Source organism: Wolbachia endosymbiont of Ostrinia scapulalis (assembly GCF_023559145.1).
In the GTDB taxonomy this organism is placed as follows: Bacteria; Pseudomonadota; Alphaproteobacteria; order Rickettsiales; family Anaplasmataceae; genus Wolbachia.
The window spans coordinates 1053849-1071418 of record NZ_CP096926.1; the positions used below are offsets into that span (position 1 = coordinate 1053849).

Consider the following 17570-nt stretch of genomic DNA (forward strand, 5'->3'; position numbering starts at 1 on the left):
ATAGAGCTAAAAGCTTATACTATACTGTTTGCTGTGCAAATTCAATTGCTTGAGGATTAGATAGTCCTTCAGTATTAACATCAGACATATCAGTTTTTACCTCATCAAAATTCCTTTCAGCAAATTCGCTTGCCACTTCTGCAAAACACTTTCTAACAAGAGGCATAATTATCGGCATTAATAGCCTTCGTGGATCATACCGTCCTAACAGATTAGTTTCCTTTTGTACTCTATCTCTTGGATCTTCCTCTAATAAATCTTTTGCGTGCTTTTCAGCATATATTTCACAGCCTTTTGAGAAAACAGGAGCTAACATTTCAATTAATACTGCCAATAACAATAGTGAACCAAGTACAGCTCCACCAACAGTTAATCCATTAGCAATGAAATTTATTGTAACTAAATAAACAGAAAAAGCAGCTAAAGGATAGTTGATAAGAAATTTACTGCTTAGCTCGATATAGCTCATCTTACTTATGAATTCATCAATAGAAATTTCTGAATTGGCATACTTTTTCATATAATGACCTACTAATAAACGAGAGGCGTTATTAATAATGATATTAAGTGCTATGATCCACCATGAAAAATAGCAACCTATAGTAATTGTAGTTAATATAGCTAAAGGCAGAAAACTTATTTTTGGTACTAACATTAGAGCATTTTTGCGCTCTATAAATTTCAATGCTAATGTCTTTTTATCTTCTTCAATTAGGCTTCTCTTTTCTTTTAGAGGAGTAATATAATTGAATAATTGTATGCTTGGCTTTGCTATATATTGATATAACTCTTGCATTAACTTTGCACTTTGTACACTCTTCTGAGAATTATCTAAATTTGGATTTAGCAAAATCCTCTCTATTTGAGCTTGAAGTTCATTATAGCTTTTTAGGTCTTCTCCAAACGAACAATCATTTCTTTTTAGTATAGCAATCAACCCATCAAAATCTTTACCTACAGCTTCTTCCTCACTGATTTTTAGCTCGTTAAACAACTTTCTCCTATAGTGAAACTCTCTTGCCGTTAAACGTCCATTACTTTCAGCAACAACACTGACTTTAACACAAGGATTTCCTGACTCCAAAGGTTCAATGTACTTTTTTAGATCTTGATAAGCTTTATAAATCTGATCAAATCTATTTTTGTCTCCACCTTTGTCAGGATGGTTTACAAGTATCAATTTATTATATTGTTTTTCCAGAAACTTGCTAAGAGCTTGATAATCCTTACCTACAATTTGTTCAGCTTTTATCTCTAGTACGTTAAACAGATCATTATTATCATAAAACTCCTGACCAGTTAACTTAAAATGTTGACTCATTACTACACCTCACATAAATACACGATACTATTAGTATAATATATTTAATGTTTCACAAAAGCATAAAAATATCAAGCAACCACTAAGAGAAGAAACCCCCTTTCCCATTATACAAATACAACTTATCCATTCTCACCACATCAAAATTATGTTCCTCAAATTTGACTAGCAAGTTATTCACATCACTATTTGTAATTTCATTATTTGCAATGAACCTGCAGGTTATTTGGTCACTTGAAGACTTTGATCCTCCTGGCCAAATTGCAAGTCCTTTTGAGTATATTGCTATCATTTTCAGATTACTCGATTCAAATAACCTAACTATTTGATCAAAATTGTTGGATTTATCCCAGGCAAGCGTTATATCACTACCCACTAGCTTTTTAACTTTGTAATCTTGTTCGTAATTGTCTTGTACTTTATTTATTTTACTATCCGAATCACTGCTAATTATAAGCTCAGATAACGTTGTGGGTTTTTTCCCTAGATTATCTATAACAGCTTTTGCAAATTCTTTGGTACCAACTTTCTGCTTACTCCTTTTCTTCTTATATAAATCGGCAGTGTGTATTCCATCCTCCAAAGTCTTCAGCCATGCATCATAGATTAGTTTTGCAGTACTCACTTGACCAATATAGACCAACATATGTACTGCGGCATTTAAAAGACCAGAAGGATTAGCCATGTTTTTTCCTGCAATATCAGGAGCAGAACCGTGCACTGCTTCAAACATTGCATATTCATTACCTATATTGCTACTTCCTGCAAGCCCTACAGAACCTGAGGTTTGTGCCACTATGTCTGATAATATGTCGCCATATAGATTTTCAGTTACTATAACATCGAAATTCTCGGGCTCTGTAGCAACTTTTGCCATTCCAATATCAACTATATAATGTTCTATCTTTATATTTGGGTATTCTTTTGCAATACGATCAAACGCTGCATGAAAAGCGCCGTCAGTCATTTTCATTATGTTGTCTTTAGTCAGGCAAGTTACTTTTTTTCTGTTATGTTTTTTCGCATATTCAAAAGCGTACCTGCATATTTTTTCTGAACCAGATCTAGTAATAATTTTAGTGCATTGGTACGAGTCACCAGTGAGCCTATGCTCTATTCCCGTATAAACGTCCTCTTCATTTTCACGTATTACAACAACATCAAATTTATCGAATTTATTTTCTATAACAGGGTGATACGAAATGCATGGTCTAATGTTTGCATACAGCCCTAAGTTCTTTCTGAGTGCAACGTTTAAGCTTTTGTGCCCTTTACCTTGAGGGGTTGTTGTTGGAGATTTGAGTAATATCTTTGTCCTTTCGATAGATTCCCAACCACTCGGAGAAATTCCATGAGACCATTCCTTACTATAAACACGCTCCCCTATTTCAATAATATCTATTGAGATCTTTGCTTTCGCTTCACGCAATATCGACAGCACCGCTTCCATAATTTCTGGTCCGATACCATCACCATACGCAACTGTGACTGATGTTGACATAACTTCCTTAACTGTAAATGATTTAATGTTAATTCAAATAATAAAGTGGGTCAATGTTGCTAAAATAGCATATTTACGGTTATTTAATAATGAACTTTTATACTGGTTATAGCATTGCAAAATATGGAAAGTGTATGGATACTAAAATAAGTTATGCAGGGATGTTTAGGCGAGACTTCGCATCTGTAATTGATTGTGTTTTATGGGTAATAATAGCCTTTATTATATTATTTTTTCTATATTCTCTACATCATTCATCTACATCATACAACGATGCAGACAATACTTACAAGATAGTTATCCGCATGACAGTTTTTATGGTGATACTACCAATATATATAATTTTTAATATGCTAATGACAATAAGATTTGGTGGCACTCCAGGGAAATTACTGTGCGGAATATATATAAAAGATTCAAACACATTTAAAAATGTTACTCTAAAACAAGCAATAAGAAGATATTTTTTTAAGGACGGCATGTGGACTATTTGTAATTTGCTATCTTATCCTCTGCCTGATTATGTTTCTGGATGTTTTTTTATTGTACTAACCTCAGTTTTAATGTTTACAATATTCGACCAGCACAAACAAACATTTTATGACAAAATTGCAAAAACAGTAGTGGTATACTATAAACCTAGTTGATATTTTTCTTTAGTTGTTACCACCAAGGGTGTTATTCTAGCGCGTGACCCACATCTGTACGAACATTGCAATTAGCAGGTAATTTGCATAATAGAGGGTGTCATTCCAGTGCTTGACACTGGAATCCAGTTTTCCATATAATCTCATCGAAAACGTTGTAACCACTTTCTATGCTAGTGTGCTTTCATCAACCTGGATCCCAGTGTCAGCTACTTTCATGACAAGAAAAGAAGCACTGGTTTCACATGAATCTGAACAGATATCATGTTTTTCTTTAGTTTACTGCTTACAAAGTGACTTTTTTTGTTTCTGCATGAGCTAAATTAACTACCAATATCATACCTGAAGAACCCACCTGACCATTCTAGAAAATTTAACGCTGAGTACACTTTACTTTTAGCTTCTTCCACAGTGTTTCCTTCTCCTACTATATTTAGCACTCTTCCGCCATCGGAAATCCAATTACCACTTTCATCCAACTTAGTACCAGCATGAAAAACTAGCACACCAGGAATGTTTTCAATTTTATCCAATCCTTTAATTACCTCTCCTTTTTGATAATCACCAGGATAGCCTTTACTTGCAACAACTACACAAACTGTAGTTTTGTGATTAAACTCCACCATTTTTGTATTTAACTTGCCTTCTGCAACTGACAACATCAACTTTAACAAATCACAATTTGGATCAAGTCTAGGTAAAATAGATTGTATTTCCGGATCCCCAAACCTAACATTATACTCAAGAAGCTTTGGACTATCTTTGCAAATCATTAAACCAGCAAAGAGTACGCCTTTATAGGATGTTCCCATGTTAGTCAGTGCTTGAATTGTAGGATATATTATTTTTTGAATAATTTTTTGCTCCATCTCCTTACTTATAATCGAAGGTGATGAGTATGACCCCATGCCTCCAGTATTTTGTCCCTCGTTATTTTCACCAACTCTCTTGTAATCTTTTGCACACCCAAGGGTTACTACCTTCAACCCATCAATAAGAGCAAAAAAACTTACTTCCTCTCCAATTAAAAACTCTTCTATGATTATTTCTTCACCTGACTCACCAAGATTTTTCTCCACTAGCATTGAATCTATTGCTGAAAAAGCTTCATTTTCTGTGTGGCATATTATGACGCCTTTCCCTGCTGCAATTCCATTTGCTTTAATTACAAGCGGAAATTTTATTTTATTACTACGGACAAAATTTTTAGCTAACCTTTCATCAATAAAACGTTCATACTTGGCGGTCGGTATACCATATTGTTTACATAGTTCCTTCGTAAAAGACTTTGATGCCTCAAGTTTTGCAGCTGCTTGACTTGGAGCAAAAACGTTTATCCCCTCCGCAGTTAAATCATCAGCAAGGCCATTAATTATCGGCTGCTCTGGACCAATAATCACTAGCTCTATATTTTCTTTCTTGCAAAATTGTGTAACATCCACTGAATCTTGAATATCTATATTCACAAGAACTCCAAAATTCTCCATGGCCGGGCGACCAGGAGTAACATATAACTTAGTCAAGGTAGGAGACTTCTTTAAAGCCCAAAGTAAAGCATGCTCACGCCCACCAGAACCTATAACCAAAACCTTCATCTTTATTTCCTCGCTTTTCTATATGTCAAAATTATTGTTTGCTTATAACAGTATCATTACTCATGTGTCTTTGCAACACGTTTGGTATTGTAACTGACCCATCGGAATTTTGATAGTTCTCCATTATGGCAACAATTGTTCTTCCTATGGCTAAAGCTGAGCCGTTTAAAGTGTGAACGTATTTTTTTGTTTTTCTGTCAGTTTCTAAGAAGTATTTAGTGTTCATTCTTCTTGCCTGGAACGTACCGCAATTTGAGCAGCTTGATATTTCTCTGTACTTATTTTGCTCAGGTAACCATACCTCTATATCATAAGTCTTTTGTGCAGCAAAGCCCATATCACCACTACAAAGCAGCATTATTCTATACGGTAGTTCTAATTTTTTTAATATTTCCTCAGCAGCATTTGTCATGCGTTCAAGCTCATCATTTGACTGGTCTTCAGTTGTGATGCTTACTAATTCCACTTTACCAAATTGGTGTTGCCTTATCATACCTCTTGTATCTCGTCCTGCACTGCCAGCTTCTTTACGAAAACATTCTGAATATGCAGTAAAACGAATAGGCAGTTCTTTTTCTTCTATTATTTTGTCAGCAACTAAATTTGTTAAAACTACTTCACTTGTGGGAATTAATCTTAATTTATCGGTAGTTAAATATGAGTCATCAGAAAATTTTGGTAGCTGACCAACGTTATACATCGCCTCGTTTTTCACCAAGGCTGGGTGATAAACCTCAGTATAGGCAAATTCATTAACATGTGTTTCCAGCATAAAATTTATTAATGCTCGTCCAAGCTTAGCTAACTGTCCTTTTAATATTGTAAACCTTGATCCAGAAATTTTTGCTGCTTGCTCAAAATCCATCAAGCCTAACCTTTCTCCGAGTTCATAATGAAATTTTGGCATAAAACTAAATTGCCTTTTTTCTCCATATTTTCTGATTTCTACGTTGGAGCTCTCATCTTCACCTATTGGTACATTTTGTGCAGAAATATTTGGTAAGTTAGATAAAATATCCACTAACTTATTTTTTTCTGTTTGCTCCTTGAGGCTGATTGTCTCTATCTCACTTGTGATGCTTTTTGATAACTTTACTTGTTCTTCACATGGGCTTTTGTTCATTTTAAGCCTCTTTATTTCTTCCGTGACCTCGTTTCGTTGCTTATTTAAAGCTTGCAATTTAGTAGTCAGTAATCTTTTTTTATGGTCTATCTCTAATATTTCTTCTGTAGTAAATTCTTTCACCCCTCTGCTTTTTATTGCTTTTTCAAATCCTTTAGGGTTTTTGCGTATATGTTCTATATCATGCATATGTTGTGCTATTACTAACATCATTACTCTACTTCAAAAGCTTTGAATGCTCAATATTTTTACATATAAATGCTAATATTGATTTTACCTTCATAATTTGCTAGAATTGATAAACTTGAAATATAATATGTTAGCCATCATAGAAAGATACAATAAATCTAAAGAGAGTACTCACTTCACTAAACTTAAGGCTAGTGGAAGATTTGCTGTCTACGCTTTTTGTATATATTTGGCGACTACATTTACCATTGGCTGTTTGGGATTGATAATGGGATCTTTCCTCTTAACCTTACCACTTGCTATGCTCATCTCCAACCCTATAGCTTGGATCTTAATGGGAATAGTGCTTGCAGCGACATACAAGATGGTTATTGAACCTTTATTTTACTTGGTAAAAGGTTATGTTGATGAAAAAGGAACTGTAAAGGAAGAAAAGAGTCCAAAAGAGCAAAAATTCACAAGAAGTAAATCACTGGATAGTGGACTAGATACTATATCAAGACAAACAAATGATTCGGATAAGAGGGTACGTAGAAATTCCTATTCTCCATCTACAGATAGTGGTATTGCACCAGGAAGTGAACCTGCCTCAAGTAACAATAGTCGTAGAAATTCTAATGCTTCAGGAGATAGTGGTTTGGGTGGCAAAGAGTTTCATGGAGATTTACAAACTCTTATGCATCAGACAAATCTCAAAAAATATGATTACTTGTTGCGGCAGCATGATATTGCGCATATTGCAAGAGTGAAATATGGATATTCAGAATCCTCCACGAATAATGTATTTTTCTCTATTCCTGGAGATGTAAACTCATTAAATGAAAGGTTAAAAGAGTACAAAAATGAAGTAAAGCGGGAAAACTCAAAAAAAACATTTACTGCAGTTGTTAATATAGGAAATTATCATTGGGTAACATTAGTCGGTACATATGAATCAACAAATAAACAATTTAGAGCTTACTATTGTGACTCATTTGGCACTCAATTACCAAATAAGATTGATGGAACAATAAAAGATAATATAAGTCTTGCTAATGAGATTACTGCGGAATGTGTGGAGCCTTTAGACAATGAAATCGGAGATTTGATAAGGGAAAAAGAAAATAATCCAGACAATGTCATCCTTAAGGAAAAAAAAGATGATGTTCAAGAAACATTAAATTGCGCAAGAAAACACAAAAACAAATTAGTTAGTAAGCAAATTGATGGCAATTATATAGTGAGTATATTGCAGGAAACGTTGGAGATAGGAAATGATGACAACATAAGAAGCTCACCAACTAAGCAGCAAAAAGATGGCTGTAATTGTGGAGTGTTTGCTTTAGAAAATGCTCATAGGATTACGCAAATGTTCAACGAGGATAAATCATTTGATGAAATTGACAGAGAGTTATCAAAATACAAACCTAGTTCAGAACAATTGCAAAAGAAAAGAAGAGAGTTTACAAAAGCACTTATGGAGGACGAAGAGTGGAAAGAAGCTATTGCTGAAGGTGGAATTTTACATGATGCTCTACAGCAGCTTAGTCTTGAAGATAGTAAGAAAGAGGAAACACAACCTGCCACAAGTTCATTTGTGCAAGATGTTATAATAACAGCTTATAACAGTGTCAAAAATGCATTTTTTAGCAACTAGAAAGCCTGTGTCTCTCCAAGTAGGAAATCTAACTATTGATTCTCCAGTTATTTTAGCGCCAATGTCTGGAGTGACTGACTATCCATTTAGGAGTATTGTAAAGAAACTTGGTGCAAGTTTGCTAGTCTCAGAAATGATTGCAAGCAGAGCTATGATCATACAAACTCGCCAGAGCATGCAAAAAGCAAAAGTCGATGAACTAACCGCTGTACAACTTGCTGGTTGTGAGCCTGATGTTATGGCGGAAGCTGCAAAGTTAAATGAGGGCATGGGTGCAAAAATCATAGATATAAATTTTGGTTGTCCAGTTAAAAAAGTTGTAAACGGTTACGCAGGGTCAGCACTTATGCGTGATGAAAAAAAGGCTGCTGAGATAATAGAAGCTGTAGTCAAGGCAGTGAGTGTGCCAGTTACAGTAAAAATGCGTACTGGATGGAATGACGAAAATCGTAATGCTCCGCGCTTGGCAAAAATTGCAGAAGATTTGGGAGCAAAGATGATTACTGTACATGGAAGGACAAGGGCACAGCTTTATAATGGTCAAGCAGATTGGAAATTCGTTAGAAATGTTAAAGAGCAGGTAAAAATTCCAGTTATAGTAAATGGAGATATTAAGAGTTTGAATGATGTTCAAAGTGCACTTAAAGAATCTGGAGCAGATGGAGTAATGATAGGTCGTGGTGCTTACGGCAAACCTTGGCTGATTAATCAAGCAATAAACTTTTTGAGTGGAAATAAAGTTTCTGAGCCAACAGCCTCAGAGAGATTAAGCATAATACTCAAGCATTATGACAGTATTCTTGAGTACTATGGAAGCGATACAGGAATAAAGATGGCCCGCAAACATATAGGATGGTACAGTAGCGGGCTTCAAAACTCATCTGAATTTCGTGTAAGAGTAAATAACATAATAGACAGCACAGAGGTGAAAGAAAATATAATTGATTTTTTTAGTTAAAAACAGATTAAACATACTACCTCATTAGCTATATTCAACTTGACTGATCATAGTGCGATACCACCACACTCTCTTCTTCATCAGAATGTAATTGATAACTATTATCACTCAGCAATTTTTCGTCATAAGTCTCAATATCAAAATATTTTTCATATTTATCTATATTTTCACAAAGCGAAAGTGCTTTCACCTTATTCATAACCAAACCCGTACCAGCAGGAATTAATCTTCCTACTATAACATTTTCTTTTAACCCACTCAAAGGATCACTCTTTCCACAAAATGCTGCTTCCGTAAGTACTTTTGTTGTTTCTTGGAAAGAGGCAGCAGAAATAAAGGAATTAGTTTCAAGGCTTGCTCTAGTAATTCCCTGCAGAATAGGAAGATAATGAGCAGGTCGTTTTCCAGAGTTATTCATAGCATCATTTTCTCTATCAATTTCCAGCCTGTCGATATTTTCTCCAATTAAGTACATAGTATCACCAGGATCGGTAATTTCTACTTTTTGTAGCATTTGCTTTAAGATCACTTCTAAATGCTTGTTATCTATGCGCACACCTTGCAATCTATAAACTTGCTGTATTTCAGAAATCATATAGTGTGCTAACGCTTCTAACCCAAGCACACGTAGAATATCATGAAGATCAGGATCGCCATCCATCAATAAATCACCTTTACGCACAAAATCACCTTCATTGACTATTACATGCTTACTTCTTGATACTAAATACTCAACTGGAGAAGCTTGCTCATCTAAAGGTTTAATTACTATACTGCGTTTTCCTCTACGGTCTTTTTCAGAGAACGTTACATAGCCATCTATTTCACTAACGATAGCATGCTCTTTAGGACGACGTGCTTCAAATAATTCTATAACCTTAGGCAAGCCACCAGTAATATCACGAGTTCTAACTGACTCTCTCGGCGTTCTTGTGATAACATCACCTGCATGAACCTTTTGGCCATCCTGTACATTAAGCACTGCACCAACTGGTATAAAGTAACATGCTTCCACACCACTTGAAAGTGTTATTACTTTTTCATTATCATCAAGCAGTGCAATACGAGGACGTAAATTAGCTACACCAGAGTGCAATTTCCAATCTTTTACTACTCTATTTGATATTCCTGTAGATTCATCCATCACTTCAGTGATTGAAATTCCATCTTTTAAATCCTGGTAAGATATTGTACCACTCTTTTCCGTAATAATAGGTAGTGTATACGGATCCCATTCCGCAACTTTATCACCAATTTTTACTAACTCACCCTCATTTACATAAAGTTTAGCACCATAAGGCACACTGTGCTTCAATTTTTCACTACCAAGGCTATCAATTAAAACGACTTCACAGGAACGGCTTATCACAATTTTATTTCCGTTTTTATCTATAATTATATTACTATTGTTTAGTTTTATTCTAGCATTAATAGAAGCTATAATATTTGAGGATTCAACACCTCTAGTCATTACCCCACCTATATGGAAAGTACGCATCGTTAACTGAGTACCTGGCTCTCCAACAGATTGAGCAGCGATAACACCAACTGCTTCACCTATTGAAACAATTTTACCAGTTGCAAGGTCTCTTCCATAACACAAAGAACACACACCAGGACTTATTTCACAAGTTAAAGGCGATCTAATTTTTATAGCATCAAGACCTGCAATGTTGATTTGCTTTACTTTATCTTCATCAATTAGTTCTCCTGCTTTTAATAATAACTCTTTGGTTACTGGGTTATATATATCATTTGCAGCTGTTCTACCCAGTACAACACTCTCTAGAGATGCAACTATAGTACTACCTTCAACTATAGCTCTTACAATAAGGCCATTTTTCGTTTTACAGTCATGTTTTGTAACTATGCAATTTTGAGATACATCAACCAAGCGACGAGTTAAGTATCCAGAGTTTGCAGTTTTAAGTGCAGTATCAGCTAAACCTTTACGCGCACCGTGAGTAGAATTAAAGTATTCAAATACATTTAATCCTTCGCGAAAATTAGAAATTATAGGTGTTTCTATAATTTCACCAGAAGGTTTGGTCATTAACCCTCGCATTCCTGCTAACTGCTTCATCTGGGAAGTAGAACCTCTTGCACCGGAGCTAACCATCATATATATTGAATTGTACTTACTATTTTCATCATACAGAGATATCGCTTTTAACATATCATTCGCTATTATATCTGTGCACTTAGACCACTCATCTATAACTTTATTATACCTCTCACTTTTAGTGATTAGTCCGTCTTGATACTGTGCAGAAAATTTCTTAATTTCACCCCTTGTATAATCAACGTGTGTAGCTTTAGTTTCAGGTATGACCATATCGCAACGACTAAAAGAAGTACCGGAAAATGTAGCATACTCAAAGCCAAGTGTCATCAATTTATCAGAAAATACCACTGTAGCACTTTGACCGCAGCTACGATATACTAAATCAACAATGCTAGTTATTTCCTTAACTGTTAATACCTGATTTATTAAATCGAAGCTTAGATTCTTATGTTTAGGAAAAATCTGCCATAATATTAAACGTCCAGGAGTTGTAAAAATAGTTTTATACTGAATGTTTCCATCGCTATTGATGTATTCCATTTTGTACTTTATATGAGAATGAATATGTAGAGTACCGTTGTTTAAGGAATGCTCAACTTCACAAAAGGCACAGAAAAGTGGTAAATCATCCTCCTTAAGTTGCTGTAAAGTTAGGTAGTATATACCAAGCACTATATCTTTACTAGGAACTATAATCGGTCTTCCATTAGAAGGACTTAAAACGTTATTAATTGACATCATCAACACTCTAGCTTCAAGTTGAGCTTCCAATGAAATTGGCACATGTACCGCCATTTGATCACCATCAAAGTCAGCGTTAAATGCTGTACAAACAAGTGGATGAAGCTGTATTGCTTTACCTTCAATAAGGACTGGCTCAAAAGCCTGAATACCAAGCCTATGTAGCGTAGGCGCTCTATTTAGCAAAACAGGATGCTCTTTTATTACTTCTTCAAGCATATCCCAGACTTCTGGCTTTTCTGCTCTTATTAACTTACTAGCAAATTTAATAGTTGGAGCCATTCCATATATTTTAAGCCTTGAGTAAACAAAAGGTTTGAATAACTCAAGAGCCATTCTTTTCGGTAATCCACACTGATTTAGTTTCAAAGTTGGACCAACAACTATTACAGAACGTCCAGAGTAATCTACCCTTTTTCCTAAAAGATTCTGACGGAAACGACCTTGCTTTCCTTTCAGCATATCGCTAATAGACTTTTTATATCCAGTAGCGCCAGCTTTATTTACCAGAGCATTACGACGACTATTATCAAAAAGAGAATCAACTGCCTCTTGTAACATTCTTTTCTCATTACGAATCATAATCTCAGGAGGATTTAAACTTAACAATTTTCTCAATCTATTATTTCTATTAATAATAGTTCTATAATGATGATTTAAATCAGAAACTGCAGGTCGACCACTTTCAAGGGATACCAAGGGACGCAAGTCAGGTGGTAAAATAGGTATAGCTGTAAGTATCATCCACTCAGGTCTGTTTCCAGACTTGATAAAATTTTCAACAATACGTAATCTCTTTATAATTTTCTTTCTTCTCATTTCAGAAGCAACAGACTCTAACTCCTGTCTTAAATTCTTCCTAATTTCATGTAAATCAAGGCGTATTAGCAATTCTCTTATAGCTTCAACACCTTGCATAGCTATAAAGCTATCGACCCCATAGCTATCTTTAGCTTCATTATAAGCTTTCTCACTAATAATTTCACCTTTTTCAAAAGAGGAAACAAGAGGATCTATTACAACATAATTATCACTATACAAAATACTTTCGATATCTCTAAGAGACATATCTAATAATGCTCCAATTCTTGAAGGAAGTGACTTCAAAAACCATATATGAGCAACAGGAGATGCAAGCTCTATATGACCCATTCTTTCTCTTCTTACTTTAGAAGATGTAACTTCTACTCCACATTTTTCGCATATACGGCCCCTATGTCTTCTTTTTTTGTACTTTCCACATAAACATTCATCATCATTGACAGGACCAAAAATTTTAGGACAAAATAATCCACCTTTCTCAACTTTGAATGTACGGTAGTTTGCAGTTGAAACATCTGTTATCTCTCCATAAGACATACGTTTAATACTTTCAGGGCTAGCAATGGAAATGCTAACCTCATTAAAAGATTGTGCGATATTAGTGTGAGATATATCTTCAATTACTATGTCATTTTGCTTCAAATCCACATTAAAACACAAGGAACGCAACTCTTTTATCATGACATTAAAGGATTCAGGAATTCCACATTCAAAGTTACTGTCACCTTTTATTACCGATTCATAAATCTTAACCCTGCCATTAATATCATCAGACTTCACAGTTAACATTTCCTGCAAAGTGTAAGCAGCACCATAGGCTTGCAATGCCCAACATTCCATTTCACCAAAACGCTGACCACCAAAATGAGACTTTCCTCCAAGAGGTTGTTGAGTAACCAAACTATAAGGTCCTACTGAACGCGCATGAATTTTACCATCTACTAAGTGATGCAACTTAAGCATGTACATGTAACCAACTGTAACTTTGCGATCAAACTTCTCACCCGAGCAACCATCATATAATACAACTTGCCCAGAGTTATCCAATCCAGCAAGTTCAAATAGCTTTACTATTTGTTCATCTTTTGGACCTTCAAATACAGGTGCAGTAACAGGAATGCCATCACGCAACTTATACGCAAATTCAATGAGGTGATTATCATTAATATCGCGAATGTTATTACAAATAGATAAATTACTGCCACAACTATAAACCTCAATCAGGAAGTGACGTAAACTACTGTGTGCATCTTTACAAGAGTTGAAATAATTCTCTACTAATGTAGTCAATTCATTATTTAATTCATCCTTATTAGGCGTATCTAAAATAGAAGCCGTTATTTCATCATCATTAATATCCTCAAATTTTTTATTATCAAGATATAATGCTGCAAATTTTTCAAAATCATCATCACTGAGAGATCTAATTGCCTCACAAAAAGCACGTTTGATTTTATTGATCTCATCAAGAATATTGCCTACTTTTTCTCCTAATTTTTTACAAGCCCAACCTACATGCGTTTCCAATATTTGACCTACATTCATTCGCGAAGGAACGCCAAGAGGGTTAAGAATAATATCAATAGGAGTACCATCTTCTAAATAAGGCATATCTTCTACTGGAACAACTCGAGAAATCACACCTTTATTTCCATGTCTACCAGCCATTTTATCCCCTGGCTGCAAACTATGTTTTACAGCAATAAAAACTTTTACTGACATCGACACACCTTGAGGCAGATCATAGCCTTCATGCAATTTTTCTACTTTTCGCTTAAAGTTTGCTATCGCATGTGATACTTTTTCATCAAAATCTTTTTTTAAGCTCTCAACTTGCTTAGAAATAGATTGGTTTTTCAATCCTATATCCCACCATCCCTCACGTTCAATAAAATTAATACTTTCTCGATCTTGAGAGCCAGAATTAATAAGAATTTTTCTTAATTCATCATAGAAATATTGATTAATAACATTGATTATATGGTCTCGTTCTTTCTCAAAGTCGTTTGCCTCTTTTTGTTTAATAAGAAATGCCCTTTCGTTTTCTTCTTCCCCTCTGCGTGTAAAGACCTGCACATCAATTACTATCCCTTCAATATCTGGAGATGTATATAAAGAGGAATCCACACAATCAAATGACTTTTCACCAAAAATTGTCATTAACAATTTTGTCTCAGGAGGCAATGAAAGAGAATGCTTAGGTGTAACTTTCCCCACCAAAATATAACCTGGACCAACTCTTGTACCAACCTTTACTATACCACTATCATCCAAGTGATAAAGATTTTCTTCATTAACACCGGGTATGGCACGAGTTATTTTTTCCGACCCTAAAGGAGTGTCATGTACAACACATTCAAATTCTTCTATATGAATAGAAGTAAATAGATCTTTTTTAACAACTTCACTAGAAATAATGATTGAGTCTTCAAAATTATAACCTTGCCAAGACATAAAAGCGACTAGCAAGTTTTGGCCAAGTGCCAATTCACCGTTATTAATAGCAGGACCATCAGCTATCACATCACCTTCCTTAACACAATCACCTACATGCACCAGTGGTTTCTGGTTAATACAAGTATTATGGTTAGAACGCTGAAATTTTCTTAGATGATAAATATCTACATCCAAGTAGTTAATTCCTCCTTTGTCAAAAGCACGTATAACTATAGAGTTACTATCTGAGCTGTCAACTATGCCACCACGTTTTGCTAAAACTACAGCACCAGAGCCAGAAGCTACGAAAGATTCCATGCCAGTAGCAACCAAAGGAGCAGTAGGCTTCAATAAAGGTACAGCTTGACGCTGCATATTTGAACCCATTAACGCTCTATTAGCATCATCATTTTCTAAAAATGGAATTAAAGAAGCAGCAACCGATATTACCTGCTTAGGAGATAAATCAATGTAACTTACTTGACTACTATTTACCATTACAAAGGTACCAGCATACCTACAGTATAACATATCATCAACAAAGCAGTTGTTCTCATCAAGCTTTGCGCTGGTATCGGCTATATAATATAAACCTTCATCTATAGCAGACAGATACTCAATTTGATCAGTAACAACCTTATTAACTACTTTCCTATAAGGACTTTCAATGAACCCATATTTATTAATACGAGCGTATATAGCTAAGCTGTTAATTAAGCCTATATTCTGCCCCTCAGGAGTTTCAATAGGGCAAATTCTTCCGTAATGAGTTGGATGAACATCACGCACTTCAAATCCCGCCCTCTCTCTTGTTAAACCACCAGGACCTAACGCTGACAACCTTCTTTTATGTGTTATTTCAGATAATGGATTAGTCTGATCCATAAATTGAGATAATTGGGAAGAGTTGAAAAAATCTCTTAAGACATTGGTTAACACTTTTGGATTTATAAAATCAGATGGAGAGACTTTATCTAAACTAGAAGTAGACATAGAATCAACTACTGCCCGTCCCAATTTTAATAATCCAGTTCTAAATTGATTTTCTATAAACTCTCCAACTGAACGGACTCTTCTATTTGCTAAATGATCAATATCATCTACAGATCCTTGACCATCACGTAACAATACTATTTTTCTTATAATTTCAATAATGTCTTCATGTGTTAAAGTAGTTAAATTTTCCTCATAATTTAACCCAAGGCAAGAGTTAAGTTTTAATCTACCAATGTTAGACAAATCATAATATTCCGAACTGAAGAAAAGATTACGAAAAAACTCCTCTACTATCTTTAAAACAGGAACTTCACCAGGACGCAAAACCTTATATATTTCATATAGAGCGTTCTCATAAGACATGTTTTCATCTAAGAAAAGTGTGTTTAATATGTAAGGTCCAACAGAAACATTATCTATGTTCAACACTGATATTTTATCTATAGATAATAATTCAAGCTTTTTTATATCCTCTAATTTTATAGATTCACCAGCAGATAAGACTTTTGTAGAACTAGCACTATCTATTAAATCTTCTGCAAGAAATAAACCACATATAGAATCATAAGGAATTAGATACTCTTTCAATCCGTTATCATATAGATTTTTAGCTAATTTTGAAGTAATACGAACATTAGCTTTAAGTAACACATTGCCTTCAACATTCTTTAAATCAAAAGGAAGCCTCACTCCCTTGAATTTATCAGGGGAAAAAGGTACTCTCCAGCCACTTTTATGTTTTATATACTCTATTTTTTCATAAAATTTATTAAGTATGTCATTGTTTGATAAGCCCAAAGCCTTTAATAAAACTGATATTGGCAACTTTCTCTTTCTATCAATACGAAAATACAAATGATCTTTAACATCAAACTCAATATCAAGCCAAGAACCTCTATAAGGAATAACTCTAGCAGAATAGATTAATTTGCCAGAATTGTAAGTTTTTCCCTTATCACTATCAAAAAACACTCCAGGAGATCTATGCATTTGTGAAACGATAACTTTCTCTACGCCATTGATGATGAAAGTACCTTTATCAGTCATCATAGGCAGTTCACAAAAGCGAACCTCCTGCTCTTCAGCAGATTTTATAACAGTTGCAAGCTTAGAATGATCATCATCTTCTTTAATCTCTTGATATTTTTCAAGAGAAACACCATCCTGCATAATAACAAGACGTATAGAAGCAATAACCTGAGCAGAAAAAGTTATACCACGTTTTATACATTCAGATTCACTATACTTAAGATCATCTACCCTACAATTCAAAAATTCGATAGTAGCCCTATGCAAAGGATCAGATATTGGAAAAATTGTATGAAAGATAGCTTCAAGTCTTTCATTACTCTCATCATTAGGAGTAAAGGAATTATATGACCCTTTTTGGACTTTAACCAAATCCAACAAAGAATCTTTTAAATCAATCGACCTGGAATAAGAAACTCTAGGAACAAAAGCACTAGAAGCACACATATAAGAAGAATCAACCATTAAAATACCTTCACTAATTAAAAGAGCTATATCAACATAAAATTAA

8 protein-coding genes and 1 pseudogene are annotated in these 17570 nt (G+C 34.7%); 3 read left to right on the forward strand and 6 right to left on the reverse strand.

Annotation, left to right across the window (positions count from 1 at the left end):
• Positions 1-19: 19 nt before the first annotated feature.
• Positions 20-1321, reverse strand: coding sequence for a molecular chaperone DnaJ (locus M1L26_RS05155; protein ID WP_211908487.1), 1302 nt, complete (start codon positions 1319-1321; stop codon positions 20-22).
• Between the two features lie 82 nt (positions 1322-1403).
• Complete coding sequence (gene icd / locus M1L26_RS05160; protein ID WP_250120077.1) at positions 1404-2822, reverse strand: isocitrate dehydrogenase; 1419 nt, start codon at positions 2820-2822, stop codon at positions 1404-1406.
• 89 nt (positions 2823-2911) lie between these two features.
• Between icd and M1L26_RS05165 the strand changes: the two genes are divergently transcribed.
• Positions 2912-3469, forward strand: a complete 558-nt coding sequence (locus tag M1L26_RS05165; RefSeq protein WP_250120078.1) for an RDD family protein — start codon at positions 2912-2914, stop codon at positions 3467-3469.
• 74 nt (positions 3470-3543) lie between these two features.
• On the opposite strand, the pseudogene M1L26_RS06600 reads toward M1L26_RS05165, so the two are convergent.
• The 3 genes and pseudogenes from M1L26_RS06600 to serS form a co-directional block, all read right to left on the reverse strand.
• Positions 3544-3609: pseudogene (locus M1L26_RS06600) on the reverse strand (WPE palindromic element domain-containing protein); the annotation flags it as partial.
• 183 nt (positions 3610-3792) lie between these two features.
• Positions 3793-5064 carry a phosphoribosylamine--glycine ligase gene (gene purD, locus M1L26_RS05170; RefSeq protein ID WP_250120079.1) on the reverse strand — a complete coding sequence of 424 codons (1272 nt, stop codon included), beginning with the start codon at positions 5062-5064 and terminating at the stop codon, positions 3793-3795.
• 31 nt (positions 5065-5095) lie between these two features.
• The gene (serS, locus tag M1L26_RS05175; RefSeq protein ID WP_250120435.1) at positions 5096-6376 is read right to left on the reverse strand and encodes a serine--tRNA ligase; all 1281 of its coding nucleotides are present in this window, start codon (positions 6374-6376) and stop codon (positions 5096-5098) included.
• A gap of 268 nt (positions 6377-6644) precedes the next feature.
• On the opposite strand from serS, the gene M1L26_RS05180 reads away from it, so the two are divergent.
• Together M1L26_RS05180 and dusB are read left to right on the forward strand one after the other, a co-directional pair.
• Positions 6645-8012, forward strand: a complete 1368-nt coding sequence (locus M1L26_RS05180; protein ID WP_250120080.1) for a C48 family peptidase — start codon at positions 6645-6647, stop codon at positions 8010-8012.
• Positions 7993-8970, forward strand: a complete 978-nt coding sequence (gene dusB, locus M1L26_RS05185; RefSeq protein ID WP_370107307.1) for a tRNA dihydrouridine synthase DusB — start codon at positions 7993-7995, stop codon at positions 8968-8970. The genes M1L26_RS05180 and dusB overlap by 20 nt, the downstream gene beginning before the upstream one ends.
• 34 nt (positions 8971-9004) lie before the next feature.
• Here the strand turns inward: dusB and M1L26_RS05190 are convergent, their stop codons facing one another.
• Positions 9005-17524, reverse strand: coding sequence for a DNA-directed RNA polymerase subunit beta/beta' (locus M1L26_RS05190; protein WP_250120081.1), 8520 nt, complete (start codon positions 17522-17524; stop codon positions 9005-9007).
• Between the last annotated feature and the right edge of the window lie 46 nt (positions 17525-17570).

Excerpts from the sequence above, each read along its gene's own strand:
- dusB (WP_370107307.1), top strand. The coding sequence starts at position 7,993 with ATGCATTTTTTAGCAACTAGAAAGCCTGTGTCTCTCCAAGTAGGAAAT.
- M1L26_RS05180 (WP_250120080.1), top strand. The coding sequence starts at position 6,645 with ATGGGATCTTTCCTCTTAACCTTACCACTTGCTATGCTCATCTCCAAC.
- M1L26_RS05165 (WP_250120078.1), top strand. The coding sequence starts at position 2,912 with ATGAACTTTTATACTGGTTATAGCATTGCAAAATATGGAAAGTGTATG.
- M1L26_RS05155 (WP_211908487.1), bottom strand. The coding sequence starts at position 1,321 with ATGAGTCAACATTTTAAGTTAACTGGTCAGGAGTTTTATGATAATAAT.
- serS (WP_250120435.1), bottom strand. The coding sequence starts at position 6,376 with ATGCATGATATAGAACATATACGCAAAAACCCTAAAGGATTTGAAAAA.
- M1L26_RS05190 (WP_250120081.1), bottom strand. The coding sequence starts at position 17,524 with ATGGTTGATTCTTCTTATATGTGTGCTTCTAGTGCTTTTGTTCCTAGA.
- icd (WP_250120077.1), bottom strand. The coding sequence starts at position 2,822 with ATGTCAACATCAGTCACAGTTGCGTATGGTGATGGTATCGGACCAGAA.
- purD (WP_250120079.1), bottom strand. The coding sequence starts at position 5,064 with ATGAAGGTTTTGGTTATAGGTTCTGGTGGGCGTGAGCATGCTTTACTT.